The organism is Pseudomonas sp. 2(2015), from assembly GCF_000955865.1.
Classification (GTDB): Bacteria; Pseudomonadota; Gammaproteobacteria; order Pseudomonadales; family Pseudomonadaceae; genus Aquipseudomonas.
Map to the genome: position 1 here is coordinate 114,855 of NZ_JYOF01000006.1, position 17,701 is coordinate 132,555.

General features: G+C 64.6%; 16 protein-coding genes and 1 pseudogene. 6 read left to right on the plus strand and 11 right to left on the minus strand.

Annotated elements, in window-relative coordinates; all coding sequences use genetic code 11:
• Nucleotides 1-6 precede the first annotated feature (6 nt).
• Nucleotides 7-723, plus strand: a complete 717-nt coding sequence (locus UB48_RS11515) for a tetratricopeptide repeat protein (protein ID WP_045197112.1) — start codon at nucleotides 7-9, stop codon at nucleotides 721-723.
• Nucleotides 724-730: 7 nt separating this feature from the next.
• Nucleotides 731-991, plus strand: a complete 261-nt coding sequence (locus UB48_RS11520; RefSeq protein WP_045197046.1) for a DUF3613 domain-containing protein — start codon at nucleotides 731-733, stop codon at nucleotides 989-991.
• A 19-nt stretch (nucleotides 992-1,010) separates the two neighbouring features.
• Here UB48_RS11520 and UB48_RS11525 read toward each other — a convergent pair whose 3' ends face one another.
• A complete protein-coding gene (locus UB48_RS11525; RefSeq protein WP_045197049.1) occupies nucleotides 1,011-1,793 on the minus strand; it encodes a response regulator transcription factor in 783 nt (260 codons plus the stop codon).
• Between the two features lie 138 nt (nucleotides 1,794-1,931).
• Nucleotides 1,932-2,402, minus strand: a complete 471-nt coding sequence (locus UB48_RS11530) for a prepilin peptidase (protein ID WP_045197051.1) — start codon at nucleotides 2,400-2,402, stop codon at nucleotides 1,932-1,934.
• A 75-nt stretch (nucleotides 2,403-2,477) separates the two neighbouring features.
• On the opposite strand from UB48_RS11530, the gene UB48_RS11535 reads away from it, so the two are divergent.
• Nucleotides 2,478-2,921, plus strand: a complete 444-nt coding sequence (locus tag UB48_RS11535) for a TadE/TadG family type IV pilus assembly protein (RefSeq protein WP_045197053.1) — start codon at nucleotides 2,478-2,480, stop codon at nucleotides 2,919-2,921.
• Nucleotides 2,918-5,614 (plus strand): ATP-binding protein, encoded by a 2,697-nt coding sequence (locus UB48_RS11540; protein WP_045197055.1) that lies wholly within the window; start codon nucleotides 2,918-2,920, stop codon nucleotides 5,612-5,614. The genes UB48_RS11535 and UB48_RS11540 overlap by 4 nt, the downstream gene beginning before the upstream one ends.
• Here UB48_RS11540 and UB48_RS11545 read toward each other — a convergent pair.
• The 7 genes from UB48_RS11545 to UB48_RS11575 all read right to left on the minus strand — a co-directional run bounded on the left by UB48_RS11545 (nucleotide 5,599) and on the right by UB48_RS11575 (nucleotide 12,201).
• Nucleotides 5,599-7,536 carry a pilus assembly protein TadG-related protein gene (locus UB48_RS11545; protein WP_275559578.1) on the minus strand — a complete coding sequence of 646 codons (1,938 nt, stop codon included), beginning with the start codon at nucleotides 7,534-7,536 and terminating at the stop codon, nucleotides 5,599-5,601. The two genes, UB48_RS11540 and UB48_RS11545, sit on opposite strands and share 16 nt — an antisense overlap.
• A 103-nt stretch (nucleotides 7,537-7,639) precedes the next feature.
• Nucleotides 7,640-8,200, minus strand: a complete 561-nt coding sequence (locus UB48_RS11550; RefSeq protein ID WP_045197057.1) for a DUF4136 domain-containing protein — start codon at nucleotides 8,198-8,200, stop codon at nucleotides 7,640-7,642.
• Between the two features lie 19 nt (nucleotides 8,201-8,219).
• Complete coding sequence (locus UB48_RS11555) at nucleotides 8,220-8,855, minus strand: DUF4136 domain-containing protein (protein WP_045197059.1); 636 nt, start codon at nucleotides 8,853-8,855, stop codon at nucleotides 8,220-8,222.
• A gap of 23 nt (nucleotides 8,856-8,878) precedes the next feature.
• Nucleotides 8,879-9,628 carry a methyltransferase domain-containing protein gene (locus UB48_RS11560; RefSeq protein ID WP_045197061.1) on the minus strand — a complete coding sequence of 250 codons (750 nt, stop codon included), beginning with the start codon at nucleotides 9,626-9,628 and terminating at the stop codon, nucleotides 8,879-8,881.
• Nucleotides 9,625-9,930 (minus strand): MazG-like family protein, encoded by a 306-nt coding sequence (locus tag UB48_RS11565; RefSeq protein ID WP_045197063.1) that lies wholly within the window; start codon nucleotides 9,928-9,930, stop codon nucleotides 9,625-9,627. Before UB48_RS11565 ends, UB48_RS11560 begins: the two co-directional genes overlap by 4 nt.
• A 61-nt stretch (nucleotides 9,931-9,991) precedes the next feature.
• Nucleotides 9,992-10,846 (minus strand): MaoC/PaaZ C-terminal domain-containing protein, encoded by an 855-nt coding sequence (locus UB48_RS11570; RefSeq protein ID WP_045197066.1) that lies wholly within the window; start codon nucleotides 10,844-10,846, stop codon nucleotides 9,992-9,994.
• 2 nt (nucleotides 10,847-10,848) lie between these two features.
• Nucleotides 10,849-12,201: a 3-oxoacyl-ACP reductase gene (locus tag UB48_RS11575; protein WP_045197067.1), complete on the minus strand. Its 1,353-nt coding sequence runs from the start codon at nucleotides 12,199-12,201 to the stop codon at nucleotides 10,849-10,851.
• A 116-nt stretch (nucleotides 12,202-12,317) separates the two neighbouring features.
• On the opposite strand from UB48_RS11575, the gene UB48_RS11580 reads away from it, so the two are divergent.
• Nucleotides 12,318-13,595 carry an acetyl-CoA C-acetyltransferase gene (locus UB48_RS11580; RefSeq protein ID WP_045197069.1) on the plus strand — a complete coding sequence of 426 codons (1,278 nt, stop codon included), beginning with the start codon at nucleotides 12,318-12,320 and terminating at the stop codon, nucleotides 13,593-13,595.
• Here the strand turns inward: UB48_RS11580 and UB48_RS11585 are convergent.
• A complete protein-coding gene (locus UB48_RS11585) occupies nucleotides 13,582-14,604 on the minus strand; it encodes a bile acid:sodium symporter family protein (protein WP_045197071.1) in 1,023 nt (340 codons plus the stop codon). The genes UB48_RS11580 and UB48_RS11585 overlap by 14 nt on opposite strands.
• Nucleotides 14,605-14,691: 87 nt before the next feature.
• Here UB48_RS11585 and UB48_RS11590 point away from each other — a divergent pair, with 87 nt between their 5' ends.
• Nucleotides 14,692-15,480: a helix-turn-helix transcriptional regulator gene (locus tag UB48_RS11590; protein ID WP_045197073.1), complete on the plus strand. Its 789-nt coding sequence runs from the start codon at nucleotides 14,692-14,694 to the stop codon at nucleotides 15,478-15,480.
• Nucleotides 15,481-15,483: 3 nt separating this feature from the next.
• On the opposite strand, the pseudogene UB48_RS11595 reads toward UB48_RS11590, so the two are convergent.
• A pseudogene (locus tag UB48_RS11595) lies at nucleotides 15,484-17,438 on the minus strand (methyl-accepting chemotaxis protein).
• Nucleotides 17,439-17,701 lie beyond the last annotated feature (263 nt).

The window sequence follows — 17,701 nt, forward strand, 5'->3', positions numbered from 1 at the left end:
ATGTGCATGAAAGCAGTCATGGTGATCATGAGCCTGGCGCTGCTCGCTGGCTGTACCACTCAGGACGGCGCACAGTGGCTGGCCTTGCCGGGTATGCCGGTCAGTTGCAGCAAGCCGGATTCGGCCCAGGAGCTGGCCTTGAGCATGGCCGACGAGATGCTCGCCGAGGGCCGCCCGCATGCCAGCCTGGCGCACCTGGAGGCGTTGCCGGCGGACATGGCCCAGGTGCGATTGCGCAAGGCCCGGGTGTCGCGCCTGCTCGGGCGCAGCGAAGCCGAACCGTTGTACCGCAGCCTGCTCGGTGGCTGCCTGGCAGCAGAAGGCGAGCATGGCCTTGGGCAACTGGCCTCGGCCCGTGGCGACAACCTCCAGGCCCAGCGCCACCTGTTGCGCGCGGTGCGCCTGGCGCCGACCGACGAAAAGGTGCGCAACGACCTCGGCGTGGTTTACCTGAACCAGGGCAATGTCGAGCAAGCGCGTTTCGAGTTCCTTACCGCCATCGAGCTCAAAGACAACAACGCCCTGGCGGCGGTCAACCTGGTGAGCCTGCTGTTGTACCAGGACAAATTCCAGCAGGCTGCCGACCTGGTCAGCCGCCTGCGCCTGACGCCGGCGCAATTCAGTGAAGCCCGGGCGCGCGCCGAGCAACTGAAGAAACCCGCGGCGCGGACCGACCAGGTCGCGGTGGTTACCCCAGAAGCCTCAAGCGTCACCCAACAGTGAGGTCGTGATGAACAGGTCATTGCTCCTGCTTGCCCTCAGCGCACTACCCCTGGCCGCCCTGGCGCTGGAGGGCGGGCCTTCGTCCAAGGCCCAGCAAACCACCGAAGCCTGGCTGCAGCTACAGGCACGCAACCTTGAAGCCTCGAAGATCCCGCAGACGGCCACGCCCAAGGAGCGCGACCAGAGCATGCAGCGCTGGCTGGACAGCTACAAATATGTGATCCCGGACTTCTACCGCTGGGAAAGTACCGGTGCGTCCGACAAGTGACTCAGCCGCCAAAGCGCACTCAGTGCGCCGTGACTCGCTGATGCAGGGGCGAGGAGCCGGGTGACAACGCCAGCGCCAGCTGGGTGCGGTTGTGCATGTGGGTCAGGCGCAGCACCTGCGACACGTAGAGTTTCACGGTGTTCTCGGTGATGCCCAGTTCGCAGGCGATCTGGTAGTTGGTCTTGCCCTTGCTGACCAGTTTGGCCACGTCCAGCTGGCGCGGTGACAACTTGTCGAACAGCGCTGGCAGGTTGTCGCTTTCAGCTTCCGGCTCGATATCGCTGGCGCGCCGGTGCGCACCGAGCCCGCGGGCCTTGTCCAGGTCCTGGTAGAGATCGTCGATCGACTCGGCGAGAAACTGCAGTTTCTGGTTCAGGTCACCCAGGTGCTGGTAGCTGCGGCGCCGCTCCAGCACGGCGGCCTCCTGGCGTTGTACCCCTTCAAGCAGCTCGTTGAGGTCGACCGGTTTTTGATAGTAGTCGGCAAAGCCTTCGCGCAGCGCCTTGATCACGTCCTGCTTGGCCGCGCGCCCGGTGAGCATGATCGCTTCGAACTGACGCTGCGGCCCGGCAATGGCCTTGAGCGCGCGCATCAGTTCGAGGCCATCGCAGTCGGGCATGTGCAGGTCGCACACCACCAGGGCAATCTCCTGATCGACACTGAACTGCTCGATGGCCTGGGTACTGGAATGACAGGGCAGGCAACGGTAGCCGCTGCCCTGGAGAAATTCGCACAACTCTTCGACTATCAGTGGCTGGTCGTCCACGACCAGCACCTTCAACTCACTGACTGGCTTGCTCACATGCAACTCCCTGCGCTATTCGCCTTGGTGTTCCCGCGGCCAGGTCGAGCCTGGATCCATTCCTGGCACACACTAGAAAGTAGTCGCACTTTTTGACTATGTACAAGGTTTGTACATCCTTTTGCGTGCGGTATTCGGCTAATTGATCCAGACCGCCGCCAGTAGAAAACCGACTAGCAGGAATGGCGCGAACGGCTGTTTTTTTGACGATTCTTCGCTCAATTGCTTCAGACGGTTCTTAACCTTCTGACTTAAAAGGGACCACAGCCAACGGCGGCTCAGCAGCCAGGCGACAACTGCGACCCCGGCACCGATAAATGTCCCCAACAGGTGCATGCGATCAGTGGCCAGGGCCAGGGCACCGAGCAATTTCACATCGCCGGCGCCGAGGCGGCCAAGCATGTAGCCGGGCAGGGTCAGCAGCATGACGATGGCCAGCGCCAGGCCGCCTTCACTGGCGTCGGCGCCAATCCAGGTGTGTCCGGTAACGAACAGGTAGCCCAGGGCGCAGGCGGCGGCGCCGAGGGTCAGGGTATTGGCGATCTGGCGTTCGCGCAGATCTTGTTCAGAGCACAAGGCAAGCCACAGCAGCAGAACAATGCTTTGCATTGGCGAAAGGCCATCCCTTTGTGGTGAATGATTCTATGCTGTCTTTCAGGTGTCACTGTCAGGGTAGACGCGATCATGCAAGCAAGCCTGTGCAAGCGGCAAAAAGGCGCGGCAGCCCTCGAGTTTGTCGCGGTATTCGTGATCTTCTTCGCGGTCTTCTACGGGGTGGTCAGCTACGGTCTGCCGATGCTGATGCTGCAATCGTTCAACCAGGCCAGCAGTGAAGCGGTACGCCGCTGTGTGGCGCTGGATCCTGCCAGCGCCACTTACGGCGCTGATGTCGAGGCGCTGGCCAAGCGCGTGCTCGGCGAGCAACTGGCGTGGATGCCAGCGCCGTTGGCTTTCCAGTTCAGCAGCGATGCCAAGGTTGTCCTTACCCCGGGCAAGCTGCTGACGGTGAAGATCAACTACGCCAAGAGCAAACTGACCGCGGTATTGCCGGTACTGAAACTGCCGGGCATCGGTGAGGTGCCGCGCCTGCCCGACAGCCTCAAGGCCGAAGCGAGCCTGCAGCTGTGAGTGGCGGGCAAAGCCTGTTCGAGCGCTGGCGCGGGCGCGCGGCGCCGGTCGAAGAGCCCGTGGCGCAAGCCCCCGAGGTGCCGGCGGTGGGCCTGCAACTGTGGCTCGATGGCGCGGCCAGGGTGTTGCGCCAGGCCGGCCCGCTGCGCGCGGCGCTGGCGCTGCCGACCCAGGCCGGGGTACGTCTGCACGACTACGTGCAGCCCTACAGCCTGCTGGTGCTCGAAGGCGAGCCGGCAGACTGGCAGGGGCAGCTTCTGGAACTGGACTTCAAGGCGGCCGGTGGCCACACCTTGCACACCCGCGGCTGGTTGCAAGCCCAGGGCGATGGCTGGTTGTTGCAACTATTCGATATCGGCGACCTGTTGCTGCACCGCCAGCAAGCCCTGGCTGCCGAGCGCCAGCAACACCTGACTGCGCACCTGGCCTGCGCCTTGCGCGCCTGCAGCATCGAACGCCTGCAAGCGGTGGCCGAAGAACAGCTCAACTGGCTGGTACGCCACTGGCGGGCCCGTGGCGCGGGAGTGCTGGTGCAAACCGAGCAGGGCTGGCAGATCTACGCCTGCAGTGGCGATGCGCTGCACTGGCTGCGTGACGAACAGCTTGCGCCGTTGCTCGATCGGCAGTTGCCGGCGAGCATGCTCAGCAGTGCCAGTGAGCCCGCGCTACAGACCCTGTTTCCAGGGCTGGCGACTTACCTGTTGGCGTTTGCCCAGGGCCAGGTCAACCAGGCCTGGCTGATCTGCATCGAGCCGCAAGAGGTGCTGCAGGCCGAGGATGCCCTGCTGGTCGCCGCCGCCTTTGTCGAACCGCTGCTCGCTCGCCTGGCGGCGCATCAACTGCATCAGCAGAGCGAACGCCTGGACAGCTTGCAGCTGCAACTGGGGGCTGGCTGGTGGCAATGGCGTCTGGACGAGCCGCAGTTGCATCTGGACCCGGCACTGGCCCAGAGCCTGGGCGTTCCGGCGGCGCTTACCCTTAACCAATGGCTGAGCCGCGTGCACCCGGCAGACCGCGAGGCGGTCCAGCTGGCGTTTGCCGAGCTGCAGCGCCAGGGCTGCGCCTTGCAACTGAGCCTGCGCCTGCTCGACCACAGCACCCAGGCGCAGCCGCGCTGGTATCGCTTGTGCGGCCAGGTGCACGGCAGCGGCGGCAATCGCCGGGTGCAGGGTTTTATGCTCGACATCAGCGACATCAAGGCGCAACAGCTGCAGGCCAGCGCTGCCCAGGCGCGCCTGGAAAACCTGATCGCCAGCTCGCCAGCGGTGATCTACATCCAGCGCTACGCCGAGGGCGCATTGCTCACCGAGTTCTGCAGCGCCAGCCTGACGCCGATGCTCGGCTGGCAGCCGCTGGCCGGCGAGCCCCTGCAACCGGGGCAGTGGCTGCACGCCGATGATCAGCTGCTGTGGCTGGAGCGCACGCGGATGCTCTTGCAGCACGGTCAGAGCCGCAGCCGCTATCGCCTGCGTGATCAGCATGGCGGTTATCACTGGGTACTGGATGAAGCGCGCCTGCTGCGCGATGACCTCGGTTTGCCGGTGGAGGTGGTGGGCATCTGGCTGGACGTCAGCGAGGCCACCGAGGCTGCGGAAAAAATGCGCCAGAGCGAGGAGCGCTATCGGGTGCTGGTCGAGGATTCACCGGCGATGATCTGTCGCTACCGGCCGGACCTGAGCCTGTTGTTCGGCAACCAGCCTCTGGCTGATTACCTGGAATGCCCGCCCGCGCAACTGGCCGGCGTGAACCTCGGCCAGTGGCTGTCCGCGACCCAGCGCCAGGCCTTTGTCGAACGCCTGGCGGGCTTGACCCCGGAGCAGCCGGTGAGCAGCGCCGAGATCTGCCTGCAACTGCCAGGGCGCGAGCATGCCTGGTGGTTGTGGTCTGATCGCGGATTGTTCGATGAGCACGGCCAGTTGCAGGAAATCCAGGCGGTGGGCCGCGACAACACGCAAGTACGGCGCACCCAGCAGCAACTGCTGCAAAGCGCAAAAATGGCCACCCTCGGTGAAATGGCCACCGGCCTTGCCCATGAGATCAACCAGCCGCTCAACGTCATGCGCATGGCCGTGGTCAACGCGCTCAAGCGTCTGGAAAACGGCAACGCCGAGGTCGACTACTTGCAAGACAAACTCAAGCGTATCGACGCCCAGGTGCTGCGCGCCTCGAAGGTGGTCGACCACATGCGCGTGTTCGGTCGGCGTTCGGAGCTTGAGCAGCAACCGTTCGCGCCCTGGCAGGCGGTGGAGGGCGCCCTGTCGTTGCTGGCCGACGGTTTGCGCGGCAAGGGCGTGGAACTGCGCGTGCAGGCCCCCGGGCAGCAGCTACAGGTCAGTGGTCATCAGGATCAGCTGGAGCAGGTGCTGATCAACCTGCTGGTCAACGCCCGCGATGCCCTGCTGGCCCGCCGCGAGCAGCACCGCGAGCTGCAGCCGTGGATCTCCGTGGGGCTTGAGCGGGAAGGGCAGCACGTACGGCTGCTGGTCGAGGACAACGGCGGCGGCATCGAGCCGCGTTTGCTCGAACGCATCTTCGAGCCGTTCTTCACCACCAAGCCGGTGGGCGTTGGCACTGGCCTGGGGCTGTCGGTGAGCTACGGCATCATCGACACCATGGGCGGCAGCCTGAGTGTCGAGAACGCCGAGCTGGGGGCGCGGTTCTGTATCGAGTTGCCGGTCTACAGCACCAGTTGAGCGCGGGAGCTGGAGCAGGTCAGGTTGGCACTGACCTCGACCGTGTTCAGGTCGATGCCGAGAACCTTGAGCAAGGCGTTGAGCAGGGGATCGACCAGCGGGCTGAGCAGGTTCTTGATCATCGGTTTGAGGATATTCGTCACCCCGGTCAGCACGCTGCTGGCAACACTGAGGATCTCGCCCAGCACATCACCGTTCTGTGGTTTGTAGACCTGCAAAGGCAGGGTATCGATGGTGGTGCTCAGGCTTTGCACCACGTTGATCGGTTGCATGCTCAGGTAAGGCGCAGGCTTGCCGATCTCCGGCAGGTTGGCGCCACTGAACAGCAGGTTCTCGTGGCGTGACAGTACCTGCAGCGGATCCGGCTTGATGCCCACGCCCCCGCCTACCCAGGGCACCCGGGTTGCGCATTTGGGAAACAGCCCGAGCACACTGGTGCAGATGTTGGTACCGATATCGATCAGCGGGATCGGGGTGACCGTGCCGCTACCGGTGCTGAAGAAGGTCGCCGGGTTGTCGATCTTGCCGATGGTGACCGTGGCTGCCGCGCTGTCGGTTGACGCAGTCAATTGCTTGTCGGGGCTGCAGCGGTAGGCGCTGACACGGCTGGTCGCCTTGACCGTGTCGATGCTGATATCAATGCGTGCAGCTTTGCTCAGGGCTTCGATGTCACTGACCTTGCACGGCACGCCGAGTGCGCAGGTCAGGGACTGTACGGTGCCCAGCAGGTTCAGGTGCAGCAGGTTGTTAAGGATATTGGTCAGCGGTGCGGCCAGCTTCAGCACTTCCGTGACGATGCCGCCGAGGGTATCGACTACCGGCGTATTCAGCGACACCAGGGTGCGGATCTGTGCAGTCTGCACGCTGATGTCGTCGGTCTGCGGATTGCCGATGGCGGAAATTCGCGGCGGCTCGATGACCTTGATCTGCACCTTGCCGCTGACCAGCCCCAGGGCATTGAAGGGCAACTCGACCGAAGCGGCATTGTACTTGTCGGCCAGCAGGATCACCCCTTGCACCAGTTGCAGCAATTGCAGGCTGGTGTCCAGCCCGGCCTTGGCGGTGCCGGCCTGGATATCGAGGATTTCGTTGAGCTTGAGCACGCGGTTGTCATCGGTGGCGACGGTGAGCTTGCCCAGGTTGGTGGCGACGTCGATGGCGGTGTTGCTGCCTTGTTTGAATACGTCGATTGCCGCCTGGATCAGTTGCGTGGCCGACAGCTGCTTACCCAGCAGCTCGTCGTAGTTGCCGGCCTGTACATTGACGTTGATTGCCAGTTGGTCCAGGTACTTGAGCAGGTTGATATCCGTGTTGGCCAGGCCTTGCCAGCCCAGGGCATCCAGTTGCACCCGCCCACCCAACGGATCGAGCAGGGCATTGAGCAATGCCGACTTGCGTGAGTCGATGTCGGCCAGGGTTGTACGGATGCGCAATACGGCCAAGGGTGGCTTCGGCGTCGCCGCCACGGCCTGGGCCGTGAGGTTGGTGGTGGTAGGCAGGGTATTGCCGCGAACCAGCGCCTGCACCCCGGCGGCGATGCTGGTGGGCACGCTGTTCTGGGCGATAACCCTGATCGCATCGTTGCGTGCGGGGTTGACGGTAAAACGGCGCAGGCTGTCGACGCCGGTCTGCAGGGTGCCGCAAGCGGTGGCCAGGGTTCGCCCTTCGGCCAGGGTAAAACCATTGCGGCTGGCGCTGGTTTGGGCCAGGGCCGCGGCCTGGGGCCCGGGGCCGCTGCACACGGCGCTTTGCCCGGCTGCCTCCAGTGCCGCCATATCGACCACCCGCAGCAACTTGCGCTGCTCCAGGTAGAGCCGCCCGCTGTCGACCACCAACAGCCCGAACAATAAGGCCATGCCCAGGGTCAGGGCGGCGATCAAGCCGATGGCGCCACGTTGCCGTGCTGGAAAGCGAGTAGACACGAGCACTCCTTTGCCGGCCCAAGGCCGCGCGGGGCAGCAGCAGTGCAAAGGAGTGTAGACAAGATAATGGCCAGTCGCCTGCATGGCGACTGGCGGGTGGGGTTCAGCGTGGCGGGTAGTTGCCCATCAGCTTGGCGACGGTGTTCTGGATGGCCGAGTTGCGTTCTTCCGGGCTTGGCGGGTAGTTGTTCATGATCTGTTCGGCACTGCCGCGCCATACCAGCTTGCCGTCGCGGGCGTCGAACAGGTCAACCTGGATGGTTGCCACCTTGTAGTCGACGCTGCGGGTTTCGTTGTACATCGGCCCACCCCAGTAGCCGCCCCAGTAGCCACCCCAGGCGCCGCCATAATTGGTCGTGACTTGTTGCTGGCGGTTCTCGACGATCAGGTAGGACTGCACCTTGAGGTCCGGGCGGCTGTTGCCCTGGGCCGGGCGCAGGCCACGCTGGTCAAGCTGGCCGGCCACCGCCTGGCGGATGCGTTGTTCGGTGAGGTCGCTCTTGATCCGCGGGTCATCCGGGCGGTATTGCAGCCCCGGCTCTTGCCAGGCCCAACTGCGGTAAGCGGCGAAGTCGCGGCTGGCATCGAAATCCTGGGTGACATTGTTGCTCTGGCAGGCGCCGAGCAGCAGCGCGAGCGAGAGTAAAGCGAGACGGCGCAACATGATGGTTCTCCGATTACCTTTAACTGGGAGGATAGCTGGCCAGGGCCTTTTGCACTGATTCGCGCACCGCGTCCGCGCGCTTGCCCTGGGAGTCCTGGCTGGCGGTCTCGGCACTGGCGCTCCAGACTGGCTGGCCGTCGCGGGCGTCATACAGCTCGACGTGCACCACCATCACTTCGACCTCGTATGTGCGCACCAGCGGCACGCTGGCGTAGGCCCCGTAGCCATTGTGATAGCGGCCAAAACTGCCGTAGCCGCCGTAACCACCATAGGGGTAGTTGTCGTAGGGGTAGTAGTCTTCGCGCACCTGGCGCAGGCGCCGTTCCAGGCGCAGGTCGGCGCTCACCAGCAGGTCGCCTGCCTGGCCATTGCGCGCCGGGCGCAGGCCGCGCTGGTCGAGGGCGTTGCTGACCGCATCGGCCAGCTGTGCAGGCTCTGCATAGGTGCTGCCCGCCGGCAACTGGCCGTTGAGCCAGGCCCAGCTGCGGTAGCGGGCGTAGTCGCGCGGCGCGGCCGGGTAGGCGCTGGCATCGAAGGTCGTGGCGGCCTGTGCGGGGGCCGGGGGCAACGGGCGGGAGCTGGCCACATACGGGTTGCTGCCCTGGCAGGCGGCCAGGGCCAGGCACAGCAGGCCCAGGGTCAAACGGTACGGCATGTCACCCTCCCGGCGGGTGCGCTTCAGCGCGGTCGGCAGATCCAGTGCAGGTAGCGGCCCAGGCCGGCGAAGGCCGGGTGACGACGATGCGCCAGCTCCATTTCCAGCAGGTCGAGCAGCTCGGCCTTGGCCTGGAAATCGCGGGGCATGTAGTCGTGGAAAACCCGCACGCCACTTTCACTTTCGACCTGCCACAAGTCTTCAAGTTGCGCCTTGAGCGTGCGTGGATCAAGTGGTTTTTGCGGGGTCAGGCTCTGCTTTTCACCGGCCAGCTCGTTGCTGCGCAACTTGCGGAAATGGCCCTTGAGCAGGTTGCGGTACACCAGCGCGTCGCGGTTGTAGAACGCCAACGACAGCAGGCCATCGGTGCGGGTCAATTGATGCAGCACCGGCAGGATGGCCTCAGGTTCGGCCAGCCATTCCAGTACCGCGTGGCACAGCACCAGGTCATAGGGCTCGGTCAACTGGCCGAGCAGGTCCTGCCACGGTGCCTGGATGAAGGTGGCTTGCTGGCCGGCTTCGGCAAAGCGCTCTCGGGCGCCGTCGAGCATCGGCGCGGCGGGTTCGGCCAGAGTCACCTGGTGCCCGCGCTGGGCCAGCCACAGCGACATATGACCCAGGCCCGCGCCGATATCCAGTACCCGCAGCGGGCGATCAGGGAGCGCTTCGGCGAGGTCCGCCTGGAGTACTGCCAGGCGGATCGCGCCTTTGGCACCGCCATAGATTTTTTCGGCAAAACGGGTCGCCAGCTCATCGAAGTGACGGTCGTTCATTTGGCAAAACGCCTTTCGCTGTCGGCCAGTTTGCTTCTGACCACCTGCTCCATGTCCAGGCCCAGCTCGCTGCACAGCAGCAACAGGTAGAGGACGATATCGCCGACTTCCTGGCCGGCGTGTTCCAGCTGCTCGGGCGGTAACTGGCGCGACTGGTCTTCAGTCAGCCACTGGAATATTTCCACCAGCTCGGCCATCTCGACGCTGGCGGCCATGGCCAGGTTCTTCGGGCTGTGAAAGCCGCGCCAGTCGTTGTTGTCGCGGATGCGGTGCAGGCGTTCGGTCAGTTCTTGCAAATTCATCGGGGCTCTCCTCAAGCGGCATAGCTTCAGGCGGGCGCCGTCGCAACGCAAGAGGGCGCTGTCAGCTCATTGGCCGCCAGGCGCCGCGCATGTGCACCAGCTCGCCATGGCCGTCGAGCTGCAACTGGCCCTCGGCCGCGGCCGGGCTGGCATTGAGGTTCACCTCGCTGGGCAGGCGCACCGGTTTAACGAAGCCCACCCCTATCTCATAGCCACTGACCGGCAGGTGCCCGCGCAAGGCGGCCAGGGCCATGGCCTTGCTCCACATGCCATGGGCAATGGCGGTAGGAAAGCCGAATAGCCTGGCGCTGGCGGCACTGAGGTGGATCGGGTTGTAGTCGCCGCAGACTTTGGCGTAACGCCGGCCGATATCGCTGTCGGCGTACCAGCGGGTCAGTTCGCTCAAGGGCAGGGTTTCGGGCTCGTCTACCGCAGGCGCGTCGCCGCTCAGTTTCAGCCCTCGGCAGAGCATGCGGCTGGTTTCGGACCAGATCAGGCCGAGGCCGTCTTCGGCTTCGGTGATCAGGTCGCAGGTGGCGCCTTTTTCATGGGGCTGCAGGTTCTCTACATGCACGCTGAAACGCAGGCGACTGATGCCGCCCAGCGGGCGCAGCACACGAATGCTGTTGTGCAGGTGCACCAGCCCCAGCAGCGGCAAGGGAAAGTCCTTTGCGGTCAGCAACTGCATCTGCAGGGCGAAGGCCATGACATGCGGGAAGGTCGGCGGCAGGCGCCCGTCGTCGCTGAAATGGCAGAGTTTGCGGTAAGCCTCAAGCTGCTGCGGGTCGACGCTCAAGTGGCAGCGCAAGCCAGTGCCGGGCAGGCGGTCGCCGCTGATCTTGCGCTTGCGCGCGGCGCGCAGGTACAGCCCGGAAAGCGCCGCCGTGCTGCCCAACTCGATCCATGTGCGGCTCATGTTCAGGCCCCCATCACGGCTTGGCCGCAAACCCGCAGCACCTGGCCATTGACCGCGCCGCTGCCCGGTTGCGCCAGCCACGCCACCGCTTCGGCGACATCCTCGGGCAGGCCGCCCTGGCCCAGCGAACTCATGCGTCGCCCCGCTTCGCGCAGGGCGAAGGGAATTGCCGCGGTCATGCGTGTTTCGATAAACCCGGGGGCCACGGCGTTGATGCTGGCGCCGCGCTCGGCCAGCTTCGGTGCCCAGGCCTGGGCCAGGCCGATCAGCCCGGCTTTGCTGGCGGCGTAATTGGCCTGGCCACGGTTGCCGGCGATGCCGCTGATTGAAGCGAGCAGCACGATACGTGCGTTGTCGTGCAGGGCGCCGCTGTCGAACAGCGCCTGGGTCAGCAGTTGCGGGGCCTTGAGGTTGACCGCCAGCACTGAGTCCCAGAATTCCGGGGTCATGTTGGCCAGGGTCTTGTCGCGGGTAATGCCGGCGTTGTGCACGACGATGTCGATACCGTCGGGCAGTCCTTCAAGCAACTGTGCCGCGGCGTCGGCAGCGCAGATGTCCAGGGCCAGGCTGCGCCCGCCCAGGCGCGCGGCCAGGGCCACGAGGTCGGCCTTGGCCGGCGGTACATCGAGCAGGATCACTTCGGCGCCATCGCGGGCCAGGGTTTCGGCAATCGCCGCACCGATGCCACGGGCGGCGCCGGTGATCAGCGCCTTGCGCCCGGCCAGCGGCCGGCTCCAGTCCTGGACCGCTGTGCCGCAGGCCTCCAGGCGCAGGACCTGGCCAGAGATGAACGCGCTTTTGGGCGAAAGAAAGAATCGCAGGGCGCCTTCGAGTTGATCTTCGGCCGCTTCGTTCACATACAACAGTTGCAGGGTGCCGCCGGCGCGCAGTTCCTTGGCCAGCGAGCGGCTGAAGCCTTCGAGGGCACGCTGGGCAACCTGCGCCAGCGGGTCATCGAGTTGTTCCGGGGCGCGGCCGAGAATGACGATATGGGCGCTGGGCGCCAGGCTGCGCAGCAGCGGCTGGAAGAATTCGCGCAATTGCTTGAGCTGGTCGATATCGTCCAGTTCGCTGGCATCGAACACCACCGCCTTGAGCTTGGGCCCCAAGCCTGCCACCCATTCGCTGGCCTCAAGGTCGGGGCTGGCAAAGCTGTACAACTCATCGGTCAGGCGCTTGGCGAAGGTTTCGACGGTCTTTGCCAGCGACCCGCCACCGAGCAGCAGGGCGCCCTCGATCGGCCGCAGGCGGCCGGCTTGCCAACGTTCCAGGCGCGCCGGGCTGGGCAGGCCGACGGCACCTACCAGACGGCGGCCAAGGTCGGAGTTGGCGAAGTCGATATAGCGGTCGCTCATGTGCGGTTCTCCCTGAAATAGCTTCAAAGTGTGGACCATGATTGGCCATTGGTCGTTCGACTGGGCAAAAAACACCTACGCTGTAGCGGACCGTTTCGTAAAAGAGGATGTTACGTATGCGCTCATTGCGCCGGGTCGCGATCATTGGCGGCAATCGAATTCCGTTCTCCCGCTCCAACGGCCCTTATGCCAAGGCCAGCAACCAGGCAATGTTCACCGCTGCCCTCGAAGGGCTGATCGAGCGCTACAGCCTGCATGGCCTGCGTTTGGGCGAGGTGGTGGGCGGCGCGGTGCTCAAGCATTCGCGTGACATGAACATCAGTCGCGAAAGCGTGCTCGGCTCGCGGCTATCGCCGCAGACCCCGGCCTACGACGTGCAACTGGCCTGTGGCACGGGGCTGGAAACGGCGCTGCTGGTGGCCAACAAGATTGCCCTGGGGCAGATCGACAGCGCCATTGCCGGTGGCGTCGACACCACCTCCGATGCACCGATTGCGGTCAATGAAGGGCTGCGCCAGATACTGCTGCAAGCCAACCGCGCGCGCAGTACCGCCGACAAGCTCAAGGCCTTCTTGCAACTGCGCCCCGGGCATCTGAAGCCGGAGTTGCCGCGCAATGGCGAAGCGCGCACCGGCCTGTCCATGGGCCAGCACTGCGAGCTGATGGCGCAGACCTGGCACATCCCCCGCCAGGATCAGGACGAACTGGCCCTGCGCAGCCACCACAACCTGGCCGCGTCGTTTGCCGAAGGCTGGCACGACGACCTGCTGACCCCGTTCCTGGGCCTGACCCGCGACAACAACCTGCGCCCGGACCTGACCCTGGAGAAACTCGCCAGCCTCAAGCCGGTGTTCGAGCGCAGTGACAAGGGCACGCTGACACCCGGCAACGCCACACCGCTGACCGACGGCGCCTCGGTGGTGCTGCTGGGCAGTGAAGACTGGGCCCGCGAGCGCGGCTTGCCGGTGCTGGCCTATCTGGTCGATGGCGAAACCGCCGCAGTGGATTTCGTCAAAGGCCATGAAGGGCTGCTGATGGCCCCGGCCTATGCCGTGCCCCGCTTGCTGGCGCGCAACGGCCTGAGCCTGCAGGATTTCGACTACTACGAAATCCACGAAGCCTTTGCCGCGCAGGTGCTGTGCACCCTCAAGGCCTGGGAAGACCCCGAGTACTGCAAGACCCGTCTGGGCCTGGATGCCGCACTGGGCTCAATCGACCGCAGCAAGCTCAACGTCAAGGGCAGTTCGCTGGCTGCCGGGCATCCCTTCGCCGCCACCGGCGGGCGCATTCTGGCCAACATGGCCAAGCTGCTGGCCAATGCCGGCAAGGGCCGTGGCCTGATCTCGATCTGCGCCGCCGGCGGTCAGGGGGTAACGGCGATCATCGAGCGTTGACCAGCGCCGCCGGGCTGGCTTGCCGGGCCGGGCGACTGGCGTAGTGCTCGGCCATGATCGAGCAGACGATCAGCTGCAACGGGTGGTAGATCATGATCGGCAACAGGATCAGCCCCAGCCCCGGGTGCCCGGCGAAAATCAGCGCGGCCATCGGTGCGCCAGCAGCGAGGGATTTTTTGCTGGCACAGAATACCGCCGCAATCTCGTCCGCCGGGCTGAAGTTCAGGGCCCGCGCGGTGCGGGTGGTCAGCAGCAGAATCAACCCCAGCAGCACGGCGCTGCCCACCAGGGCCATGGCGATTACCGAGGCGCCTTGCTGCTGCCACATGCCCGAAACCATCGAGTTGCAGAACGCCGCATACACCAGCAGCAGGATCACCAGCTTGTCCATGACATTGGTGTAGCGCTTGTGCCGGGCGAAAAAGCGCCCCAACCAGGGCCGCAGCAACTGGCCGAGCAGCAGCGGCAGCAACAGGAGTGCGCACAGGTCGAGCAGGGTCGTGCCCAGATCAATGCCGTCGCTGCCGCTGCCGAGCACCAGGCTCACCAGCCAGGGGGTGAGGAATATCCCCAGTACGCTGGACAGGCTGGCATTGAGGATCGCCGCCGGCACGTTGCCGCCGGCACTGCCGGTCAGTGCCACCGACGAGGAAATGGTTGAGGGCAGGGCACACAGATAGAAGAAACCCAGCATCAGCAGCGCCGGCAACTGGCTGCCGAGCACTTTATTGCCCAGCCACCACAGCAGCGGGAAGACCAGGAAGGTAAAGCCCTGGACCATCAGGTGCAGGCGCCAGTTCTTCAGGCCGTGGCGGATCTGTTCACTGGACAGGTTGATGCCATGCAGGAAGAACACCAGGAACACGCCGACATTGATCACCACTTCGGCATGCAGCGCTCCGCCGCTACGGCCGAACTGCGGGAACAGCCAGGCGAGGAAGGTCGCCAGGAACATGCCGCAGAGGAACCAGTCGGTTACCACGCGTTTGAGGTGTTTGAGCGCTTGCATAGGCGGGCCTGCGAATCATTTTGTATTCATTGAGCCCAGAGGCTACGCTCGACAAGTGATTACCGTCTTGCGACATAAGGCCAACTGATGCCGAGTAACGGACAAAAATCGACCGCCCGGGCGATTCCCCAGCTGCAGCGCTTGCCCCGGCCCCTGTATGCCCGCGCTGAAAGCCTCGGTGCCGGCTCGTGGACGCCACGCCACCGGCATGACTGGGTGCAGTTCTCGTATGCGATCAGCGGCGTGCTCGGGGTCTATACCGCCGATGGCAGCTACTTTGCTCCACCGCAGTGGGGGGTATGGATTCCGGCCGGAGTCGAGCATGAGGTGCTGACCTCGATGCAGGCCGAGATGCGCAGCCTGTATGTTCGCCGCGAAGAAGCCAGCTGGGCCCCGGGGCAGTGCCGGGTGCTGGAGGTGACACCGCTGGCCCGCGAGCTGATCAAGCAGTTCTGCCTGTTGCCGGTGGACTATGCCGAGGGCGACAGCGCCGAGGCACGGTTGGTCGCGGTGTTGCTCGACCAGTTGCGGGCGCTGCCGGAGGTGGGCTTTTCGCTGCCGTTGCCGCAGCACCCGCGCTTGCTCGAGCTGTGTAACGAACTGCTCGAACAGCCCGAGCAGGGCCAGACGCTCGCGCAGTGGGCGCAGCGCCTGAACACCTCGGAAAAAACCCTGACGCGCCTGTTCCAGCGCGAAACCGGCCTGAGCTTTCGCGGCTGGCGCCAGCGCATGCGCCTGTTGTCATCGCTGACTGCGCTGGAGGCCGGGCAGAGCGTCACCGAGGCCGCGCTGGGCTGCGGTTACGACTCCACTTCGGCCTACATCGCCGCCTTCAAGGGCCTGTTCGGCTTTACCCCGGGCGAGCTGCGCCTGTAGCCCTCAGGTGCGAAAGCGCCGTACCAGCGCATCCAGTTCGTTGGACAAGCCGGCCAGGCTCTGCGAGTCCTGGCGCGCCGAATTGGCCAGCTCCGCCACCAGCTGTGCATCACCATGGATCTGGCTGATATGGCGGTTGATGTCCTCAGCCACCTGGTGCTGCTCTTCGGCGGCGGTGGCGATCTGCGTGTTCATGTCGCGGATGATGTCCACCGACTCGCGGATCTGCCCGAAGCTGTTGCGCGCCTGGCCGATACGGCTGACTGACTGTTGCGACACTTCCAGGCTGGCGTGCATCTGCTGGGCCACTTCACTGGTGCGGTTGGCCAGGTTGCCGAGCAGGTGGTCGATCTCTGCCGTGGAGTCGGCGGTGCGCTTGGCCAGCGCCCGCACTTCGTCGGCGACCACGGCAAAGCCGCGGCCCTGTTCACCGGCGCGCGCAGCTTCGATGGCGGCGTTAAGGGCCAGCAGGTTGGTTTGCTCGGCAATCGAGCGGATGGTGCCGAGGATCGACTGAATGGCATTGCTGTCGCGCTCCAGTTGCTGCATCGACTGCGCCGACTGTTCGATCTCCTGACTCAGGCGATCAACGCTTTGCACTGCCGCGTCGATCTGCTGTTGGCCTTCGCGGGCCTGCTGCTGGCCGCTGTCGGCGGAATCGGCGGCCTGGCTGCAGGAGCGGGCGACTTCGTTGGCGGTGGCGACCATTTCGTGGAAGGCGGTCGAGACCATGTCCACCGCTTCGCGCTGGCGCCCGGCGGCTTCGGCCATGTCATGGGAAACCTGGGTCGAGCTGCTGGAGGTGGCGAGGATTTTGTTCGCCGCCTGGCCGATGCTCTGGATCAGGTTGCGGATCGCGGCCAGGAACTGGTTGAACCAGTTGGCCAGTTGCGCGGTTTCGTCGCGCCCGCGCACCTCCAGGCTGCGGGTCAGGTCGCCTTCACCCTGGGCGATGCCTTCCAGGCCGCTGGTGACGCTGTGGATCGGGCGCACGATGAGCTTGGCAAAAGTCGCACCGACCAGGGCGAACACCGCCGCCAGCACGATGGCGATAGCGGCGACCAGCCAGGTCAGCTGGGTGGCGGTGTGCATCACTTCGTCATGGCGGATCAGGCCGATGAAATTCCAGCCCAGTTGCTCCGAAGGCCAGACGTTGGCCATGTAGCGTTCGCCGTCCAGCTCGACTTCGACCAGGCCCTTGCCGGCCTTGGCCAGTTGCGCGTAACCCTCGCCGAGGCTGCCCAGCTGCTTGAAGTTGTGCCCCGGATCGCGTGGGTCGACCAGCACGTTGCCGTTGTCTTCGAGTAGCATCAGGTAGCCGCTTTCACCGAGCTTGATCTGCTTGACGATCTCGGTCAGCTGCTTGAGCGAGACGTCGATATTGACCACGCCGCCGGGGTTGCCGAGCTGGTTGGCGACAGCGCGCACGGTGCTCACCAGCACGGCGTCATCGCCGGCCCAGTAATAGGCGTCGGTGCGCAGGGTCTTGCCCGGGGTGGCCATGGCCGCCTGGTACCAGGGGCGCTGGCGCGGGTCGTAGTTGGCCATTTTCGCATCGCCCGGCCAGAACGCGTAACCGCCATCGCTCAGACCGTAGGACACGTAGGAGTAGGCCGGATGACTGGCGGCGAGGCTGGCAAAGAAGTCGTAGAGTTTCTTGTCATGCTCGCCCAGGGCGATTTGCGCGGCATCGGCGCCCAAGTACTTTTTCACCTCGCCGCCGGTAGCGCTGACCAGTGGCTGGGCGGCCAGGTAGTCGACGTTCTGGCTGATGCCTTCGAAGAACAGTTGCATGGCGTTGGCCACCTGGCGGATCTCGCGGCTGCTGCCGTCGACGAAGCCTTCGCGGGCTTCACTGCGCAGGTTGAGGACCACCAGGGTGGCGACCAGAATCACCGGCAAGCCGGCAAGCCGGCGATTACGGCGAAGGCCCAGGTCAGTTTTTGTTTTATGTTCATCCGCGCTCCAGAATTTTTCTTGTAAACGTACGAGGCTGCTGCAGACTACATCGGCCGTGTGCTCTGGAAATAAAGTGTTACTTGGGGGAAATCCCCCGTGTTTATTGGTAATTGCCGAATTTTGTGACCGTTTGGTCGCCTTCGGGCAGAAAAAGAATGGCAAGTCAGGCTGATTGCCGTTACAACGCAGTGCGGTCTTGCTTCAGCGACAAGCAGGTTGCAGAACCTGTGACCTATAACAATCCCGTGTTTGGCCAGACAGG